At 58.8% G+C, this 17,388-nt stretch carries 17 protein-coding genes; 13 read left to right on the forward strand and 4 right to left on the reverse strand.

Annotated features, from left to right (window positions below; all coding sequences use genetic code 11):
- Nucleotides 1-207 precede the first annotated feature (207 nt).
- Both JL474_RS06090 and JL474_RS06095 read left to right on the forward strand, forming a co-directional pair.
- Nucleotides 208-1,488 (forward strand): Nramp family divalent metal transporter, encoded by a 1,281-nt coding sequence (locus JL474_RS06090; RefSeq protein WP_203141341.1) that lies wholly within the window; start codon nt 208-210, stop codon nt 1,486-1,488.
- 114 nt (nt 1,489-1,602) lie between these two features.
- Entirely contained in the window at nt 1,603-2,775 is a 1,173-nt protein-coding gene (locus JL474_RS06095) for a DcaP family trimeric outer membrane transporter (RefSeq protein ID WP_203141342.1), read from the forward strand.
- Between the two features lie 188 nt (nt 2,776-2,963).
- Here the strand turns inward: JL474_RS06095 and JL474_RS06100 are convergent, their stop codons facing one another.
- The gene (locus JL474_RS06100; protein ID WP_203141343.1) at nt 2,964-3,866 is read right to left on the reverse strand and encodes a metal-dependent hydrolase; all 903 of its coding nucleotides are present in this window, start codon (nt 3,864-3,866) and stop codon (nt 2,964-2,966) included.
- A gap of 124 nt (nt 3,867-3,990) precedes the next feature.
- Here JL474_RS06100 and JL474_RS06105 point away from each other — a divergent pair, with 124 nt between their 5' ends.
- From JL474_RS06105 to JL474_RS06130, 6 genes are all read left to right on the forward strand, one after another.
- On the forward strand, nt 3,991-5,064 hold the full coding sequence (locus JL474_RS06105) for an AraC family transcriptional regulator (protein WP_203141344.1): 1,074 nt from the start codon (nt 3,991-3,993) through the stop codon (nt 5,062-5,064).
- A complete protein-coding gene (locus JL474_RS06110; protein ID WP_203141345.1) occupies nt 5,065-5,292 on the forward strand; it encodes a LysE family translocator in 228 nt (75 codons plus the stop codon).
- 266 nt (nt 5,293-5,558) lie between these two features.
- Nucleotides 5,559-5,867 carry a helix-turn-helix domain-containing protein gene (locus JL474_RS06115; protein WP_328797787.1) on the forward strand — a complete coding sequence of 103 codons (309 nt, stop codon included), beginning with the start codon at nt 5,559-5,561 and terminating at the stop codon, nt 5,865-5,867.
- Nucleotides 5,864-7,186 carry a HipA domain-containing protein gene (locus JL474_RS06120; protein ID WP_203141346.1) on the forward strand — a complete coding sequence of 441 codons (1,323 nt, stop codon included), beginning with the start codon at nt 5,864-5,866 and terminating at the stop codon, nt 7,184-7,186. The genes JL474_RS06115 and JL474_RS06120 overlap by 4 nt, the downstream gene beginning before the upstream one ends.
- 7 nt (nt 7,187-7,193) lie before the next feature.
- Nucleotides 7,194-8,996 carry a DEAD/DEAH box helicase gene (locus JL474_RS06125; protein ID WP_203141347.1) on the forward strand — a complete coding sequence of 601 codons (1,803 nt, stop codon included), beginning with the start codon at nt 7,194-7,196 and terminating at the stop codon, nt 8,994-8,996.
- 140 nt (nt 8,997-9,136) lie between these two features.
- Nucleotides 9,137-9,298: a hypothetical protein gene (locus JL474_RS06130; protein WP_203141348.1), complete on the forward strand. Its 162-nt coding sequence runs from the start codon at nt 9,137-9,139 to the stop codon at nt 9,296-9,298.
- Between the two features lie 299 nt (nt 9,299-9,597).
- Here JL474_RS06130 and JL474_RS06135 read toward each other — a convergent pair whose 3' ends face one another.
- Both JL474_RS06135 and JL474_RS06140 read right to left on the reverse strand, forming a co-directional pair.
- The gene (locus JL474_RS06135; protein ID WP_203141349.1) at nt 9,598-10,875 is read right to left on the reverse strand and encodes a bifunctional O-acetylhomoserine aminocarboxypropyltransferase/cysteine synthase; all 1,278 of its coding nucleotides are present in this window, start codon (nt 10,873-10,875) and stop codon (nt 9,598-9,600) included.
- A gap of 197 nt (nt 10,876-11,072) precedes the next feature.
- A complete protein-coding gene (locus tag JL474_RS06140) occupies nt 11,073-12,758 on the reverse strand; it encodes an NAD-dependent malic enzyme (RefSeq protein WP_203141879.1) in 1,686 nt (561 codons plus the stop codon).
- Between the two features lie 190 nt (nt 12,759-12,948).
- On the opposite strand from JL474_RS06140, the gene JL474_RS06145 reads away from it, so the two are divergent.
- The 5 genes from JL474_RS06145 (at nt 12,949) to JL474_RS06165 (ending at nt 16,544) form a co-directional block, all read left to right on the forward strand.
- Nucleotides 12,949-13,767: a helix-turn-helix transcriptional regulator gene (locus JL474_RS06145; protein WP_203141350.1), complete on the forward strand. Its 819-nt coding sequence runs from the start codon at nt 12,949-12,951 to the stop codon at nt 13,765-13,767.
- Nucleotides 13,768-13,803: 36 nt separating this feature from the next.
- The gene (locus JL474_RS06150) at nt 13,804-14,439 is read left to right on the forward strand and encodes a glutathione S-transferase family protein (protein WP_203141351.1); all 636 of its coding nucleotides are present in this window, start codon (nt 13,804-13,806) and stop codon (nt 14,437-14,439) included.
- Nucleotides 14,440-14,570: 131 nt separating this feature from the next.
- Nucleotides 14,571-15,053 carry an FKBP-type peptidyl-prolyl cis-trans isomerase gene (locus JL474_RS06155; protein ID WP_123636646.1) on the forward strand — a complete coding sequence of 161 codons (483 nt, stop codon included), beginning with the start codon at nt 14,571-14,573 and terminating at the stop codon, nt 15,051-15,053.
- Between the two features lie 181 nt (nt 15,054-15,234).
- The gene (locus tag JL474_RS06160; protein ID WP_203141352.1) at nt 15,235-15,996 is read left to right on the forward strand and encodes a dienelactone hydrolase family protein; all 762 of its coding nucleotides are present in this window, start codon (nt 15,235-15,237) and stop codon (nt 15,994-15,996) included.
- Nucleotides 15,997-16,088: 92 nt separating this feature from the next.
- Nucleotides 16,089-16,544 (forward strand): metallophosphoesterase family protein, encoded by a 456-nt coding sequence (locus JL474_RS06165; protein ID WP_203141353.1) that lies wholly within the window; start codon nt 16,089-16,091, stop codon nt 16,542-16,544.
- Between the two features lie 192 nt (nt 16,545-16,736).
- Here JL474_RS06165 and JL474_RS06170 read toward each other — a convergent pair whose 3' ends face one another.
- On the reverse strand, nt 16,737-17,321 hold the full coding sequence (locus JL474_RS06170) for a hypothetical protein (RefSeq protein WP_203141354.1): 585 nt from the start codon (nt 17,319-17,321) through the stop codon (nt 16,737-16,739).
- Nucleotides 17,322-17,388 lie beyond the last annotated feature (67 nt).

The raw sequence follows: 17,388 nt of genomic DNA on the forward strand, positions 1-17,388 counted from the left end.
CATGCCCCGGTCCTTTGGGGCGGGGCATGGCGGATCCGGAACGCGCATGTTGCAGTGAGAAAGAGGCATCAACAAGACTCAGGCCCAAACTTCATCAACCGGATTCGGGACACTTGCCTGACGGCCAGGACCGGCATTCGGGACGCGACATGACGTGACTGCTGTATTGCATACAACAACAATTTGCGCCAGATACAGGAGAACACCATGAAAACCTCGCCGGAAGAGAGCGTGGCAACCTCGCTCGCGGAAAACAAGATGGCCGGACCACCCAAAAACAGATTGGGGTTAACCATTCCTCAGTCCCTTGCCCTGATTGGCCCTGCTTTCGTGGCCGGGGCGTGGCGATTTGGCCCCGGCGCCCTGACGTCTGCGGTTCAGGCCGGCAGTCAGTTTGGCTATGCCCTGTTATGGGTGCTGGTGGTATCGACCATCCTGATGTTTATCTTCAACGACATGGCAGTCCGTATCGGGCTGGCCACCGATGATTCCCTTGTTCAGACCACCAAGCGGACGCTAGGTCGCCCCGTCGGGGTGCTGGCCGGTTTCGCCGTATTCGGTATCACCCTGATGTTCGCGGTGGGTAACGCTGTGGGCTCCGGCCTTGCACTGAAAATGCTGTTTGGCGGCTCGATGGTGGGGTGGACATTGGCCTGCACCGTGGCCGTCGCCATCCTGATCGCCCTGCCCAACACCTATAAAATAATGGAACGTCTGCTCGTTGCCCTGATCGGGTTGATGTCTGTGGGGTTCCTGGCATCTGCCGTGCTCACGGATCCGGACTGGTCTCTTGCGGCGTCCGGTTTTATTCCCCGGATTCCGCCGGAAGCTGGTTTCCTGCTGATCGCCATCGTGGGGACGAATTTCTCGATTAATTCGGCGTTCTACACCGGCTATGCCATCCGCGAGCGGGGACTGAAGCCATCTCAATATCGCAGCATTACCCTGGCCGACACCATTCCCGGTAACGTGGCGACCGGCGTGATGGCCATGTTGATCATTATCGTCTCTGCCGCCGTGTTCAATGCCTCCGGCGTTGTGGTGCACACCTTCCCGCAGTTGGCCCAGGTCCTGGAGCCGGTTGCCGGTAAAATCGGCTCGGTCCTTTTCGGGATGGGCTTCTTTGCGGCCGCTTTCTCGTCCATGGCGGCCAACGCCTCCGCGGGTGGCACCCTGTTGGCTGATGGCCTGGGATGGGACAACACGCTGTCATCGCCCCGGGTCAAGGCGCTGGTCTACGTGATACTGGCCTGGGGGGCGGCAGTGACCATTCTGGCCAAGGGTTCCCCGATACAGCTCATCATCGTGGCCCAGGCGATGACGGTGCTGGCGGCTCCCTTCCTCGGCATTCTGCTGTTTGTCCTGTCATCGCGGCGCGATGTCGTTGGCAAGCTCTCTAATCGCCCCTGGCAGAAAGTGCTGGGGCTGATCGGGCTGATTGCCATCTTCTCGCTCTCTATCCGCTTGATCGTGAAGCTCTTCAGTTAACCGAAGCGGCCTGCTTCCAGGCGGGCCGGCTCTCCGTTTAGCAAAAACAGATCACAACAAGAATCAGAGGTTTCTATGACTATTTATCGGTTTGCATGCCGCGCGGCGGCTGCAATGGCTTCGCTCGGCCTGGTGATGACCGCCCAGGCCGCCCACGCCCTGAACTTGGGGGAACTGGACACCAAGGCTGCTTTGTACGGCTACGCCAAACTGGACATGCTGTATGACATTGGCGATGTCAGCGGCGGTAGTCAGGGTGTCGGCGACAGTATCAAGTTCTCGAACATTGCTGTTGATGGACAGCAAAGCCGCAGCGGTTTTTCCAACCTCACGGCCAACGAATCCCGTCTTGGCCTGAAGACCACGACAGACACGGGCAAAGGCGACCTGACGACGGTGATCGAAGGGGACTTCTGGGGCGGCGCGTTTCGTCTCCGGCAGGCCTACGGGCGCTGGAACGGCATTACCGCCGGCCAGACCTGGAGTAACTTCCACACTTTCGTGGGCACGACGGAAACCCTGGATTTCACCGGTCCCATTGGTCGCGACTCGGTGCTGCGCCAGGCCCAGTTGCGATACAGCACCGGTGACCTTCATGTGGCCCTGGAGGATCCCAGCGGCGCCTCATCCGGCAAGTCGTTCACCGGGGGCTATACCGGAACAGCAAACGGCCAATCCATTGCCGGTCTGGATGTCGATCGCAAGGACTCGCTGCCGGATCTCTCCATTCGGTATGAGACCCGCTACGGCGACTTGCGTTTCTCATCGGCTGCCCTCGTTCGTGAGGTCGGCTTCGACGACGGTACGCATAGCGACTCGGCAATAGGGTGGGGCGGCTTTGTTGCCGGCAGCTATCCGTTGACGTCATCCCTGGTGTTGCGCGCGCAGCTTACCGGCGGTGAAGGGATCGGTGGCTATATGAAAGGCAACCCGGCTCCGGCGGCCTATCGCCTTGGCGATAACCTGCACGCATTGCCCGCATGGGGCGGGACGCTGGGTGCCACCCTGAAGGTCGGACCAGGCGCGTTCAACGTCGCATACTCCTACACCCATACGGATTGGGGCGACGCCATCGATGATGGGTTGGTGGTGGTCAATAACGACGCCAGCGACAACTTCGTCAACGCCTATGACGAGACTTACCAACTGGTCCATCTCAACTATCTGTGGCATCCCGTCGAGCAGGTGACATACGGGATCGAGATCGCCCACGCCCAGCGTAAGACAGTGGACGGTCGGGACGGTGCGATCACCCGGTTTCAGGGCAGTGCGATCTATAAATTCTAGAGAAAATACGAAGTGTTTGTTGAGGTGGTGCTTGCCCGCGGAATGCGGGCTTTTTTATGGAATCCGGAAGGGTGAGACCATCTTCTAGCCGTTCAATACACAGGGCCAGTCGTTGATCCAGCCAGACGAGACCGTCAGCGATTCATCGGCTTGGCGGAGCGACAATTACCCCGCCAAGCTGACGTTCCTCAGGCCCAGTCACCCAGCCACTTCTTCTTGGCCTTTTCCACCAGATCCCGGGCGTCGTGGTTCCAGGGGTGGAAGTTGCGGCTGTAGAACCGGAAGTAGGAGGGCAGCAACTTGCGGAACACGCCGGGTTTGCCCCACATGTAATTCACGGCGCCCAACCAGGATTTCACGTTGCCCAGTTGGCCGTCTTCTTTCATCAGTTGCACCACGTGCAGGGTGCTGAACAACGGGAACATGATGCTGACCTGCATCATCTCCGTCACCCGGACAAACTCGCTGCCGCCAATGGCCTTGTAAACGTCAAAGGCGACGGCCTTGTGCTCGGATTCCTCGATGGCATGCCAGGCCCAGATGGGGGCCATGCGCGGGTCCATCTGGTCCAGGGCGTCGTACTTGAGCAGGAATTCCTCGGCCATCAGGGCGGTGAAGTGCTCCACCGCCACCGTGTGGGCCAGCTGGCGTTCCGGGCTCAGGTTCTTGCGCATCCAGTTCATGAAGGCCTGGATTTCCCGGTCCAGCCGGGCCAGGTTCACGCCACGCTCCTGCAGGAAGCCGTTCATCTGGTCGTGCTCCCGGGAGTGGTGCGCTTCCTGGCCGATAAAGCCTTTCACGGCCTTTTTCAGTTCCGGGTCGGTGATGCGGTCCTGGTAGTGGCGCACTGAATCAATGAAGAAGCGCTCCCCCGCCGGGAAGCTGGCGGACAGGGCCGCCAGCAACAGGGTTTTTACCGGGTCGTTGTCCCACCAGTAGCGCGGCACGCTGTCGCCACTGCCGGCAAAGTCGAAACCGGGACGGCGGACCTTGGGAATGTGGACCTTGGGCGATGTGGGCGCGGGGCGGGGGGAATCGGCCTGGCGTTTATCGGCGGTTTTCTTGAGGTGTGGGGGAACCACGGCATTCATATCGGTGCTCCTTTCTCAAGCCCGGTAACGGGTTGTCACTCAATATGGCCTCTACGGTACTGGTGAATGCCCGGTCAGCGTGAGATTCTGCACGGACATTGTACTTATCATTGGTGGCCAAGTGATGGCTAACACTCTGTTAACGCAGACCAAGGAACAGATGGCCGCTCTGCCGGCCTGGGCGCGCCAGCGCAATCAGGCGTCCACGTATCCCCGTGCGTTTCTGGATGTCGCCAACGCTTACGGGGTGGCCCGGGAAGATCTGCTGGCGCTGGCGGGGGTCTCGGCGGAACGGGTGGATGATCCCGGCGGCAAGGTGTCGCTGCAGGATGTCTGGTGCATCGCCGCGGCGGTAGTGGTGCGGACTGGCGACGAGTCGCTGGGGTTTGCCACCGGCGACCGCATGCCGCTCACCGCTCACGGCAGTCTGGGATATGCGCTGTTGTGTGCCGGTACGCCCCGGGAAGCCATCCGCATTCTCGAGCGTTTCTGGCATCTGCGTGGGCGCGGAGCGCTGTTATCCGTGGAAGAACGCGATGACGGCGGGTTTCTGGAGCTGATGCCGGAATTCGCCGTGCCGGCCCGGATCAATCAGGTGATGTTCAGCTCCATGCTGACCAGTGTCTACCGTGGCATGGCGTTTCTGCTGCCGGGCATGCCGGTGACCGTGTCGATCTGGTTGCGTGGCTCCCAACCGGCCGGCTTTGAACGCTGGCAGTCCCGTTTGCCGGAAGTACGTTTCAACATGCCGCGGGCAGGGCTTTCCCTGCTGGGTGACACCCGCGTGCTGGACCGGCCCCAGCCTACCGCAGACCCGGAGGCGCTGAGCGCAGCACTGCTGCAATGTGAACGGGAAAGTGCCCTCAGCGAGGAGGCCGACAATACGTTGCGCAGCACCCGCGCGGCCCTGGTACCAGGGCTGGCGGGTTATCCATCGCCGGAGGATCTGGCTGAGACCCTGCACCTGACCCAGCGCACCCTACGCCGCCGATTGCACGAACAGGGTTACAGCTATCAGCAACTGCTGGAAGAAGCGCGCCGGCGCGACAGCTGCCAGCTGTTGCAGGACCCGGAACTGGAAATTCGCCGCATCGGCGAAACCCTGGGCTATCTCAACCCGGCCAACTTCACCCGGGCCTTCAAGGGCTGGACGGGGCTGTCGCCGCGGGAATGGCGCAAGCGATACGCGGGGGGGTGAGTGGGGTGCCTGTTCAGCCAGGTGGTTTCGTCAGACACGGCGCTGTCGGTTCAGGTGGGCTATGGGGTGTTTATAGTACTGGCGCACGTCGCCTGGTTCTCTTTGCTCAGTCGATTGATGGCGACCCGGGGGATGCAGCGGCGTCTGCAGTCGTTCGGGCGTTTACTTGATAAGGTCGTTGGTGCCTGCCTTGTTGGGCTGGGGATACGCATGGCGGTGGTTGGCTGAGGGAGTAACGTGATTGAGGGTTTGGAAAGAGCCGTCTCGCCCGCTCCACTTCAAATGGACAAGGCCCCGGGCAGAGGCCAAAAGTATCAGCTCTCATATCATGTCGCTCAAACTATTGACTCTTCATGCCGAGAGTATGCGAACGCATATTTTTTGGGGTGGGCGTGTCTCCACGAGCCTTTAAAATATCCGCTCGCATATAAAATTGACAAATGGTCGTCTTTAGCCAAAAAATATATCAGTTCTAATATTTTTGGGTGGCTGCTGTGAAGGTAAACATCTCAAGTGTTAAAGAAGCTGGCATGCTGGTCCGCGCCGTCCGTAAGAGTGAACGAGTTCGGATGGATGACTTGGCCGGGGCCGCGGGTGTTGGTTATGTCTTTGTAAGTGACGCCGAACGCGGAAAAGAGACGATTCAATTTGGTCGATTCCTCCGGCTCTTGGATGAACTTGGCATTCGAATGGAGTTTGATGTGCCCGAATCGGCCATGCCCATCTACCGCAAGCTACAGGAAAAAGGTCGGAAGGCGCCGGCCATCGAAGAGAAAGGGCCGGCCAGCAGGTCCGGTATATGAGACAGCTCAACGTTTTCTTCAACACGTTGTTGGTGGGTATCCTTAAGGAAGAGAACGACCTTTGGCAGTTCCAATACGCAGAGGCGTGGTGCGACTACCCCGACGCATTTGATCTCTCTCCGGCTCTCCAGAGGACCCAGGGGCTCATAAGGGATGGTGCTTCGGATCGGCCGGTCCAGTGGTATTTTGATAATCTCCTGCCTGAAGAAAGGCTGCGGGATATTGTGGCCAGGGAAGCTAATATTCCCTGGGAAGATTCATTTGGCCTGTTATCGCACTACGGTGCTGAATCCGCCGGGGCTTTGGTTCTCTTACCGCCGGATGTGGATAACGCCCTGCCAACCGGCAAAAATCGGTTGACCTACGAGGCGCTCAGTCAGCGCATTCGATCCTTGCCCCAGGCTTCGCTTCAGAGGGATTCACCTAAGCGGATGTCGTTGGCGGGTGCGCAGCACAAGATGCTCGTCGTTGTTGAGGGTGAGGCCATCTACGAGCCTGAGGCGGGTACGCCTTCCACTCACATTCTCAAACCCGATCATCCTGATCAGGATGGATACCCTGCCTCCGTCTTGAATGAGTATTTCACCATGCGTTTGGCGGGGAAGTTGGGCCTTGATGTGCCCCCCGTTAAACTGCTTTGCGTGCCGGAACCGGTATATATTGTCGAGCGCTTTGATCGGCAGAGGGGAGCGCAAGAATCAATAGAACGGGTTCACGTCATCGATACATGCCAACTCCTGAACCGCGCTCGCACATTCAAGTACAGTGGAGCGAATATCGAGTCTCTGCAGCGCTCAATATCACGATGCCGTTCAAAAGTTGCCGCGCGCAGGAATGTCTTCCGATGGCTCATTTTCAACGTATTAACCGGCAACAGCGATAACCATCTCAAGAACCTTTCCTATATCGTGGATCAGGAAGGAATCAGGCTTGCTCCAGGGTATGACCTGTTGGCAACTTCGGTCTATGACACACTCTCGATCGCCGACGACCGGGCTCGATGGCCAAATACAGAGCTCGCACTCCAAATCAGCACCGCTCACCGCACATTTGCGCAATTAACGCGAGAAGACGTATTGGATGCGGGCGAGGCCATAGGATTGGCCCGCAAAACAGTCGAAAGAGAGCTGGATCGGCAATTGGATGCCGTTTTACCCAGCGCAGATCGACTTTTGGAAGAGATTGAAGCTGAATATAGCCATTTGGCGACACAGTCGCCGGATCCCGAGATGGCTCGCAGGCACTGGGGCATACAGGAAAAAGTTCTGCGTAGTATCCGTCACATTATTATTAAGGACATGCACGGGCGGTTAAGTTGAACCATTCATGAACGCTCCTTTCAAGCTGCGTCCTTACCAACAGGAAGCGGTCGATGCCACGTTGCGGCATTTCCGCCAATCCGACGAGTCAGCCGTGATTGTGCTGCCGACCGGCGCAGGGAAGAGCCTGGTGATTGCCGAGCTGGCCCGCCTCGCCAAACGCAAGATTCTGGTGCTGACCCACGTCAAGGAGCTGGTGGAGCAGAATCACGCCAAATACGAGAGCTATGGGTTAACGGGCGGCATCTTCTCGGCCGGGCTGAAGCGCAAGGAAAGCCGGCATCAAGTGACCTTTGCCAGTGTGCAGTCGGTGGCGGCGAACCTGGATCAGTTCCGGGATGAGTATTCATTGATCATCATCGATGAGTGCCACCGGGTCAGCGGGGATGACACCAGTCAGTATCAACGGATCATCGAACTGCTGCGGCAACAGAACGACGCCCTCAAAGTGCTCGGGCTGACGGCCACACCCTATCGTCTGGCCATGGGCTGGATCTATCGCTATCACTACCGGGGCTTTGTCCGCGGCAGCGGTGATGACCAGGAAAAGCCCTTTCAGCATTGCATCTACGAACTGCCGTTGCGCTACATGATCAACCGGGGGTATCTCACCAAACCCGAGCTGGTGAACGCGGCAGTGGCGCAATACGATTTCTCCGCACTGCCCCAGGACCGTTTTGGCGAATACGCCGAGAAGGACGTCAACCAGTTGCTGAGCAAACATCAGCGCGTGACCCGGGCCATCATCGAGCAGGTGATGGAGCTGGCCGAGGCACGCCAGGGGGTGATGATCTTTGCAGCCACGGTCGATCATGCGCGGGAGATCACCGGCTACCTGCCGGAACACCAGACCGCCCTGGTGACCGGCGCGACCGACCTGACCGAACGGGCGTCGCTGATCCAGTGCTTCAAACAACGGCAGTTGAAGTACCTGGTGAACGTGTCGGTACTGACCACGGGCTTTGATGCGCCCCATGTGGACTTTATCGCCATCCTTCGCCCGACCCAGTCCGTCAGCCTGTATCAGCAGATCGTGGGCCGTGGTCTGCGTCTGGATGAGGGCAAGCAGGATTGTCTGGTGATCGATTACGCGGGCAACCACGTGAACCTGCATCACCCGGAGGTGGGGGAGCCGAAACCGAACCCCGACAGCGAGCCGGTGCAGGTGTTCTGCCCGAGCTGTGGTTTTGCCAATATCTTCTGGGGAAAGACGGACAGCGAAGGCCATGTGATCGAACACTACGGTCGTCGGTGTCAGGGGCTGCTGGAGCCTCAGGAAAATGAGAGTGATACCGCGCAGAACCGCCGTCCGCAACAGTGCGATTACCGTTTCCGCTTCAAGGAATGCCCCCACTGCGGTGGCGAGAACGACATCGCGGCCCGCAAATGCCAGCATTGCCAGAACGCCATCATCGACCCGGATGATCAGCTGCGGGATGCCCTGAAACTCAAGGATGCCATGGTGATCCGCTGCGCCGGGATCTCGTTGAGTGTCCACAGCGGGAACCTCGATGGCAACAACGAGAGCAAGCTGAAGATCACCTATCACGGTGAAGATGGGGAAGAGCTCAGCGAGTCGTTCGACTTTAGCAAGCCACCCCAGCGCCATATCTTCAACAAGCTGTTCGGGCGTCGTTTTGCGAACGGTCAGGCGCCAAAAACGTTCAGAAGGGCAGATGAAGTGCTTGAGATGCAAGCCTTGTTGTCAGCACCGGATTTCGTCATTGCCCGCAATCAAAAGCGCTATTGGCAGGTGCAGGAGCGGATCTTTGATTACCAGGGGCCTTATCGTAAGGCGAATGAAACCTAACCTCCGAGGAGGTCGGGGAGCGCTCAGATCGCTGCTATTTGCCGCCATGCCCGGCTCTCCCGCCAAACAATTTTTCTCTGAATCGCCTATGATGGGTATTGAGGTTGGTGAATCGGCCAACCCTTAACCCGGAGAATACCATGAGCAAGAAACCCGAAAAGGCGACATTGACGACGGCCATGATCGAGGAACAGACGGCTGCTTTTTTAAAGGCCGGTGGGTCTATTGAATACGTCGACAAGGGCAAAAGCGGGCAATACGACGCTCAAGGTTCAAAGCAGGTTAAGCTGAAAGCGCGGTGACCATCGGGACGGATTGCGGCTGACGTTTTCCGCGACTATCCACATCGACTCGCCAACGTTATAAAACGTTGTGGCGTGGCGTTCTGTGCCTGTTTTCCGGGGACTCTTGATTTACAAAATGTTTTTGTCCCTGATCTCCATATCAAAGAGCTCGCTGGCCCGGATGAGGCCATTCGGCTCTTTGCACTCCTATGCAAAACGTCCGGGTCGGATGCAGTGATTTAAAGCATCAGCGCGCCTACGGGGGGTAATGACTGCCACCTCGGCAGGGCCAAGGTGGCAGGATGCTTCCAGCGACCTCAGCCGCAGGCCTTCTCCAGCGCCTGGGTGACGTCGGCAATAATGTCATCCACATGTTCAATGCCGATCGACAGTCGCACCAGGTCTTCGCTCACGCCGGCGCTGGCCAACTCCTCGGGGTTGAGCTGGCGGTGGGTGGTGCTGGCCGGGTGGCAGGCCAGGGATTTGGCATCGCCGATGTTGACCAACCGGTAGATCAGTTGCAGGGCATCGATGAAGCGTGCGCCGGCATCACGGCCACCCTTGATGCCGAAGCTGAGGATGCCTGAGGCACGTCCGCCGCATATCTTCTGGCAGGTGGCGTGGTACGGGCTCTTGGTCAGGCCGGCGTAGTTGACCCATTCCACGTTGGGGTGCTGTTCCAGGTATTCCGCCACCTTCTGGGCGTTTTCGCAGTGCCGATCCATGCGAAGGGCAAGGGTTTCCAGCCCCTGCATGATCAGGAACGAGTTGAACGGCGACAGCGCGGCGCCGGTGTTGCGCAGCGGCACCACCCGGCAGCGGCCAATAAACGCGGCGGCACCCAACGCCTCTGTGTAGACCACGCCATGGTAGGACGGATCCGGCTCGTTGAGCATCGGGAACTTGTCTTTGTGGGCGGCCCAGTCGAACTGGCCCGAATCCACCACGACACCGGCCACGGTGGTGCCATGGCCACCGATGTACTTGGTCAGGGAGTGGACGACAATGTCTGCGCCGTGTTCGAAGGGGCGGCACAGGAATGGCGTCGCGACGGTGTTGTCGACAATCAGGGGAACGCCGTGCTTGTGGGCAATCTCAGCCCAGCGCTGGATATCCACGATGTTGCCTGCCGGGTTGCCGATGGATTCGCAGAACAGGGCCCGGGTGTTGTCGTCGATCGCTTTTTCCACCGCGTCGAAATCATCGTGCGGGGCGAATCGGGTCTCGATGCCCTGGTTCGGCAGCGAGTGGGCGAACAGGTTGTAGGTGCCGCCGTAGAGTTGGCTGGTACTGACGATGTTGTTGCCCACTTTACAGATGGTTTGCAGGGCGTAGGTGATCGCTGCCATCCCGGACGCCACGGCCAGCGCGCCCACACCCCCTTCGAGTTGGGCCAGTCGCTCTTCCAGCACCCCGTTGGTGGGGTTCATGATGCGCGTATAGATGTTGCCCTGGACCTTGAGGTCGAACAGGTCGGCACCATGCTGGGTGTCGTCGAACGTGTAGGAGGTGGTCTGGTAGATCGGGGTGGTGGCCGCGTGAGTGGTCGGATCGCCGCTGAAGCCGGCGTGCAGGGCAAGGGTTTCAGGTTTCATCGTTTCTTCCTTTTTTCTTGGTTTGAGGCATTCCTGATCGTTGGCATGGGGCAGTATGGCACGGTCCCGGGGATGTTCTGAAAGGCTGGATCGTTTCTGTGACCAAGATTCTGATAACACCGGAACGGTAGCAGACCGGGGCGCTGAGCCTGGCTCGATAACACGCTTTCCGGTCAGCCGTGCGGCAGGTTTCGCCGTTAAATCGCCCGCCGCAGATAGCGCCGATACCGAGGCCGCCAGAAGTTCTTTTCAATGGCCCGGTGAATGGTGTCATCGTCGGAGCGCAAGGCAAAACCCTCTTCCTGTGCCTGCTTGGCCACATCGAAAGCAATCACTCGACTGATGTCCTGGATGCTGGCCAGGCTGGGCAACAGTTGTTCGCCCGTTTGCTGGACGATGGGGGCCTGTTTCGCCAGGGCATTGGCCGCGGCCATCAACATGGCGTCGGTCACCCGGGTGGCGCCGGCGGCAACGACGCCGAGGCCCAGGCCCGGGAAGATATAGGCGTTGTTGCATTGGGCAATGGGGTGGCTGTGGCCGTTCAGCTTCACCGGCTTGAACGGGCTGCCGGTGGCGACCAGCGCTTCGCCTTGGGTCCAGGCCAGGATGTCGTCGGGTGTGGCCTCGACCCGGGAGGTGGGGTTGGACAGCGGCATCACCAGGGGCTTCGCACAGTTCGCATGCATCGTCTTGATCACGTCTTCACTGAACAGACCACGTTGACCGGAGACGCCAATCAGCACGGTGGGCCTGGCTTCCTTCACCACGTCGATCAGCTCTCGCCCTGACCAGTCCCTGATTCGCTCCGGATGCTGGGCCAGGGCGGACTGGAAGTCCTGCAGGCCGGTCATATCAGTGGTCAGCAGTCCGTCACGGTCGACCATGTAGACCCGTTGCCGCGCCTCATGTTCTGACACACCCTCATCGGTCATGGCGACGATGATCTGTTCGGCGATGCCGCAGCCGGCGGATCCGGCGCCCAGGAAGACAACCGTCTGGTCGCTGAGCTTTTCGTCCTTCGTTTTGCACGCGGCCAGCAATGTGGCCAGGCATACGGCAGCGGTACCCTGGATGTCGTCGTTGAAGCAGCAGGCTTCGTCGCGGTATTGCTTCAGCAGGCGCATGGCGTTGGTCTGCGCAAAATCCTCGAACTGCACCAGGGCCTTGGGCCAGCGGCGCTGCACCGCTGTCATGAAGGCGGACACGAAATCGTCGTATTCCTTCTGGCCGATGCGCTTGTGACGCCACCCCATGTACATCGGGTCGTCGAGCAGCGCCTGGTTGTTGGTGCCCACATCCAGGACGATGGGCAGCGTGTTGGCCGGGCTGATCCCGCCGCAGGCGGTATACAGCGACAGCTTCCCGATGGGGATGCCCATGCCGCCGATGCCTTGGTCGCCCAGGCCCAGGATGCGTTCGCCGTCGGTCACCACGATGACTTTCACGTTGTCCTTGGTGGCGCTGCGCAGCAGGTAATCCATGTGCTCCCGATCGGGATAGGACACGAAGAGGCCGCGGTGGTTGCGATAGATGTTGGAGAACTCCTCGCACGCTTCACCTACGGTCGGGGTGTAGATAATCGGAAGCATCTCTTCCAGGTGATCTTCCAGCAGGTGGAAGAAAAGCGTTTCGTTGTCGTCCTGGATCGCGCGCAGGGTGACATGCCGGTCGAGATCGGTCTGGCATAATTCGTACTGTTTGTAGGCTCGCTCTGCCTGTTCCCCGATGGTTTCGACGTTATTGGGCAGCAGGCCGATCAGGTTGAAATCCCGACGCTCCTGTTGCGTGAACGCGCTGCCTTTGTTCAGCAACGGCATCTCCAGGAGGGAGGGGCCGGCGTAGGGAATGTACAGAGGGCGTTTTTCGTGTTTGCTCACAATCACCTCGTCGATCGATCGGGCTATGAAGAAACCAGACAATGGCGATCTGGCTCATCGCCAAATCCTGTCTATCAAGCGTAGCTGATGTCGCCTTCAGCCGCTGCTGGAGTCGGCTGGGGATGGTGTCGGAGCGACCTTCCAGAATGGGGTAAGACATGCGTGGCGCCCGCGGCATGAAAGACGCGACTGCACCATGATCACCCAGGGCCTGATCACCCTGAAATGGAAGTGGCATCCCGGTATAGAATCTATAAGCTCCCTAGAGACCGAAACGGATCCCGAGCAAGGTTTCATCAAAAGCATCAGCGCGCCTATGTCCAGAACCGAACGCCTCTTCGACATCCTCCAGATTCTTCGACGCCATCGCCGGCCGGTGAGTGGTGCCGTTTTGGCGGGGGAAACCGGAATCTCCTTGCGCACACTCTATCGGGATATCGCCACCTTGCAATCCATGGGGGCGGAGATCGAGGGTGAACCGGGAATGGGCTATGTATTGAGGCCGGGCTTCCTGTTGCCGCCGCTGATGTTCTCGCCTCAGGAGATCGAGGCCCTGGCGCTGGGCCTCAAATGGGCCGGGCAGCGCACCGACGGTCCCATGGGGCGGGCGGCGCGGGACGCCATGGCAAAGATTGGGGCGGTGTTGCCAGCGGAACTGCGTTTTCGCTTTGAGGACGATGCTCTGGTGGTTGTCCCCAACTGGCAGCCGCCGGAGCGGGAAGACCTGCCCCTGATCCGTCAGGCCCTGAGTGAGGAACGCAAGCTGGCCCTCGTCTATGCCGATCAGGAAGGGGCCAGGACAGAGCGGGTGGTGTGGCCTGTGAACGTGGGTTTCTTCGATTCCACACGTGTTTTGACGGCCTGGTGTGAGCTGCGTAATGCCTACCGCCACTTCCGTGTTGATCGCATCCTCGGGGCCAGTATGCTGCCCGAGAGAACGCCCAAACGCCGTCACCAAATGGTGAAGGAATGGCGAAAAACGCTGCTGACAAAAACTGACAGTGGTGAGCGTTAGAGTCTCCTGACACCCACCAAGTGGAAGGAGAACACCATGAGCAAGGAATTGATTTTCTACACCAATCCCCAGTCACGCGGTAATACGGTGCATTGGATGCTGGAGGAAGTGGGCCAGCCCTACGAGACCCGGGTTATGGGGTTCGGCACCACCATGAAATCTCCCGATTATCTGGCCATCAATCCCATGGGGAAGGTGCCCGCCATCCGTCACGGCGATGTGGTAGTGACCGAAGCGGCGGCGATCTGCGCCTATCTGGCCGACGCCTTCCCCGAGGCCGGCCTGGCGCCGGCACCGGCTGATCGTGGCAACTATTACCGCTGGTTGTTCTTTACCGCCGCCTGCGCCGAACCGGCCATGTCCGATCATGCCGCCGGCTGGAAAGTCGATACGGCCGAGATGCAGCGACAGTTTGGCTATGGGTCGTTCGAGATGACTTATGACGCACTGGCGGACTGGCTGGATGGACGCTCCTGTATCGCGGGTGACCGTTTCAGTGCCGCGGATGTCTATGTGGCTTCGTTGCTCAACTTCGGGATGGCTTTCAGCGTGATTCCGCGCAGGCCGGAATTCGAGGCCTACGTTACTCCGCTGCTGGAGCGTCCCGCCAAAAAGCGGGCCGATGCGAGAATTTCCGAGCTGATGGCCGAGTCTGATCCGGCCGTCATGTAGGTATACCGGGCCACTGTCCCAGTGGCCCGGCGCCAGGCGGACTTGGCGATCTGTCACTGTCTATGGGAGTCACTGGAGTCAGCGCCATGGCCGGCTATAATGGCCTCCCTAGAACCGGCGCGGAGAACCCTATGCCAATCGAAAAGAATCAGGTCGTCCTGTTTCATTACAGCGTCAGTGATGAGCAGGGCAATGTCGTCGAAACCTCCCGAGACGGTGAACCGAACGCCTACCTGCACGGCCACGGCGGCATTATCAAAGGCCTGGAGGAGGCCCTGGAGGGCCGCGACGCCGGCGAGACCTTCAGCGTGACCGTGCCTCCCGAGAAAGGCTATGGCCCGCGCAAGCCGGATGCGGTCCAGCGCGTGCCGATCAAACACCTGCGCGGTGCCAAGCGTTGGAAGCCCGGCATGATTGCCCAGGTGCAAACCGAACAGGGCCCACGCCATGTGGTCATCGCCAAGGTCGGCCACAAGTTTGCCGATGTGGACACGAACCATCCGATGGCCGGCCGAACCCTGACCTTTGATATTGAAGTCATCGAAGTGCGTGATGCTGAGCCGGAAGAGATCTCGCACGGTCATGTGCATGGGCCGGGTGGGCATCACCACTGAGGCGCTCATTAGGGCGTCATGTCCTCGCATGACAAGGGCCGGTTGATTCCCGATGGATCAACCGGCCGCCCGCAGCGAATAGCCAGGGATTGGCACAATGGGCCTGATATCCTCCTGGGGTGGCGTCTTCCGCCAGGGCTGGATACGCTCTGACTGACCCGAACAGAGCGACGGAAATGCCATGACTGAACAGCAAGTTGCTATTCCCCTGCCGTCAGGCCACGCCATGCGCGCCCGCTGGATCCGCCCGGCTTCGGCCAACCCTCACCAGGCTGCCATCATCGCCATTCACGATATCTTCGGCTACACCGACGACATTGAGCGGATCGGCCGACGGCTCGCGGACAATGGTTATCCGGTGCTGGTGCCCGACCTGTATGACCTGCCGGCGAGCAAGCCCTTGTGCGTGGTTAAAACCCTGAAAGCCCATGAGAGCGGCAAAGGCGAAGCCTTTGACCAACTGGAAGCCTGCCGTCGATGGCTGCTGGAACAGCGTGAGGAACCCATCAGTCAGGTGGGTGTCATGGGCTTCTGTATGGGCGGTCGGTTCGCGGTGCTGTACGCCAGCCGGGCGCCTGTGCAGGTGGTGGCGCCGTTTTATGGCGGCATTCCCAGGCAGGCTGAGGCCATTAAAGGGATTTGTCCCGCAGTGGGCGGCTGGGGCAAAGCCGATATGATCTACGGCAGTCACGGCGACCGGCTGGCCGGGCATATGGAAGCATTGGGCATCCCGCATGACATCAAGAGCTACGACAACGTCGGCCATTCCTTCATGAACAACCACCAGACGTTCGTGTTTAAAAAGCTGGGCGCCTTGCCGCCATTACGTTCCCGCTACGATGAAGCCGCGGCGGAGGACAGCTGGCAGCGGGTGCTGGCGTTCTTTGAGAAAGTATTTTCCGGGACGCTGGTGACGCCGCCTGGCGCTGTGGCTGGCCATTAAGATGAGTTAGGCTGTTACGTGGCGGTTGCTGAACGTTGATCGTCCCTGTTATCAGACTCTCAAATAAGATCGAACCGAAACACGGCAACAGCATGCACATCGGCGTCATCGCAGACACTCACAGCAAAATACGCCCGGAGGCCCTGGACATTTTAGAGGGCTCTGACCTGATCCTTCACGCCGGTGATGTCGGGCGGGATGAGGTTCTGGACACCCTGGAAGCGCTGGCGCCGGTGGTCGCGATTCGCGGCAATATCGACAAAACAGGCCGCGCCGCCGAGCTGCCCGATGTGCAGGCGTTGGAATGCCTCGGCCACGCCATCTATATGCTCCACGATGTCAAAACCCTCGATTTCGATCCGCAGGGCAATTATCAGGTGGTGATCGCCGGCCATTCCCACAAACCCCGGAACGAGAGGGTCGATGGTGTGCTTTATTTCAATCCCGGAGGCGCGGGCCCCCGGCGTTTCACGCTGCCTATCACGGTTGGGCGATTGGTAGTGACCGAAAATGATGTGGTCGGTGAGATCATCGAGCTGCCGGTTTGATCGGTCGCTGATTCTCAAATAATTGAAATCATCTCCGGCAATCCTATGACCTTGATCTGTATTTGATGTACCTTCGAATACCTTTTGAATATTCAACCATCCTTAAATCTATACAGTACTGCTTCCAATACATCGGTCTCAAAGTCGATCGGGATCTGCAGCAAACTGCTGGAGATATGACGCTTCAGCCAGCTAGTAGCCCGTCGTTGTTGGGGGGAATATCGGTATGCTGGCATCTATGAAGGGATTGAAGATTGCAAATAGGATCATGGCTGAGTATGTTATTGCGAAATTCTTGGTCGCATCGATGGGGGTGATCACAGTGGCCATCACATCGAACGGATACGCATACCACTCACTGTATTCCCGCCTGACTTCAACTTTGTAACCGTAATCCGTCTTTATCTGCCTGGCTTTAAATATTGCCGGGTCTCCATTCAGGGTACCGCTGACCTCACTCCATGTTGATGTAAGCTCGTTAAAGGGGATGCGAACCAAACCGCCTTCACCTTTTTCAGCGGTGCTAATGGATGTCTGAAATGCCAGTGAATAGAAGAAGTTGTTTTCGACATTAAACTCATAAACCTTTGTAGGGATCGGATAGTCTTCTTCCAGATCCCTTACGATGACTTCGCCACTTTGTTCACGCTCACCAACAGTGTCCAGAGTATTTTTCATCGTCAGAGCGCAGCCTGAGTTAAGCATGAATCCAAGTGCTATAATAGGCGCTGCCAGACAGTAGAATATGCGCTGTCGTATTGAGGTTGGCTTGGGCATGTGTGGCGTCCGTTCCGCATGAATGGTTGGTGCCCGTATCGTCCCCCTTCCTAGATGGTGCGAGAAG

Origin of the sequence: Marinobacter mangrovi (genome assembly GCF_016798325.1) — a bacterium.
GTDB classification, from domain to species: Bacteria; Pseudomonadota; Gammaproteobacteria; order Pseudomonadales; family Oleiphilaceae; genus Marinobacter_A; species Marinobacter_A mangrovi.

What these genes read in the sequence shown, in the direction of transcription:
- JL474_RS06145 (WP_203141350.1), top strand. Translation starts at nt 12,949, where the DNA reads ATGATCACCCAGGGCCTGATCACCCTGAAATGGAAGTGGCATCCCGGT.
- JL474_RS06130 (WP_203141348.1), top strand. Translation starts at nt 9,137, where the DNA reads ATGAGCAAGAAACCCGAAAAGGCGACATTGACGACGGCCATGATCGAG.
- JL474_RS06100 (WP_203141343.1), bottom strand. Translation starts at nt 3,866, where the DNA reads ATGAATGCCGTGGTTCCCCCACACCTCAAGAAAACCGCCGATAAACGC.
- JL474_RS06155 (WP_123636646.1), top strand. Translation starts at nt 14,571, where the DNA reads ATGCCAATCGAAAAGAATCAGGTCGTCCTGTTTCATTACAGCGTCAGT.
- JL474_RS06105 (WP_203141344.1), top strand. Translation starts at nt 3,991, where the DNA reads ATGGCTAACACTCTGTTAACGCAGACCAAGGAACAGATGGCCGCTCTG.
- JL474_RS06135 (WP_203141349.1), bottom strand. Translation starts at nt 10,875, where the DNA reads ATGAAACCTGAAACCCTTGCCCTGCACGCCGGCTTCAGCGGCGATCCG.
- JL474_RS06090 (WP_203141341.1), top strand. Translation starts at nt 208, where the DNA reads ATGAAAACCTCGCCGGAAGAGAGCGTGGCAACCTCGCTCGCGGAAAAC.
- JL474_RS06125 (WP_203141347.1), top strand. Translation starts at nt 7,194, where the DNA reads ATGAACGCTCCTTTCAAGCTGCGTCCTTACCAACAGGAAGCGGTCGAT.
- JL474_RS06170 (WP_203141354.1), bottom strand. Translation starts at nt 17,321, where the DNA reads ATGCCCAAGCCAACCTCAATACGACAGCGCATATTCTACTGTCTGGCA.
- JL474_RS06150 (WP_203141351.1), top strand. Translation starts at nt 13,804, where the DNA reads ATGAGCAAGGAATTGATTTTCTACACCAATCCCCAGTCACGCGGTAAT.
- JL474_RS06120 (WP_203141346.1), top strand. Translation starts at nt 5,864, where the DNA reads ATGAGACAGCTCAACGTTTTCTTCAACACGTTGTTGGTGGGTATCCTT.
- JL474_RS06095 (WP_203141342.1), top strand. Translation starts at nt 1,603, where the DNA reads ATGGCTTCGCTCGGCCTGGTGATGACCGCCCAGGCCGCCCACGCCCTG.
- JL474_RS06160 (WP_203141352.1), top strand. Translation starts at nt 15,235, where the DNA reads ATGACTGAACAGCAAGTTGCTATTCCCCTGCCGTCAGGCCACGCCATG.
- JL474_RS06165 (WP_203141353.1), top strand. Translation starts at nt 16,089, where the DNA reads ATGCACATCGGCGTCATCGCAGACACTCACAGCAAAATACGCCCGGAG.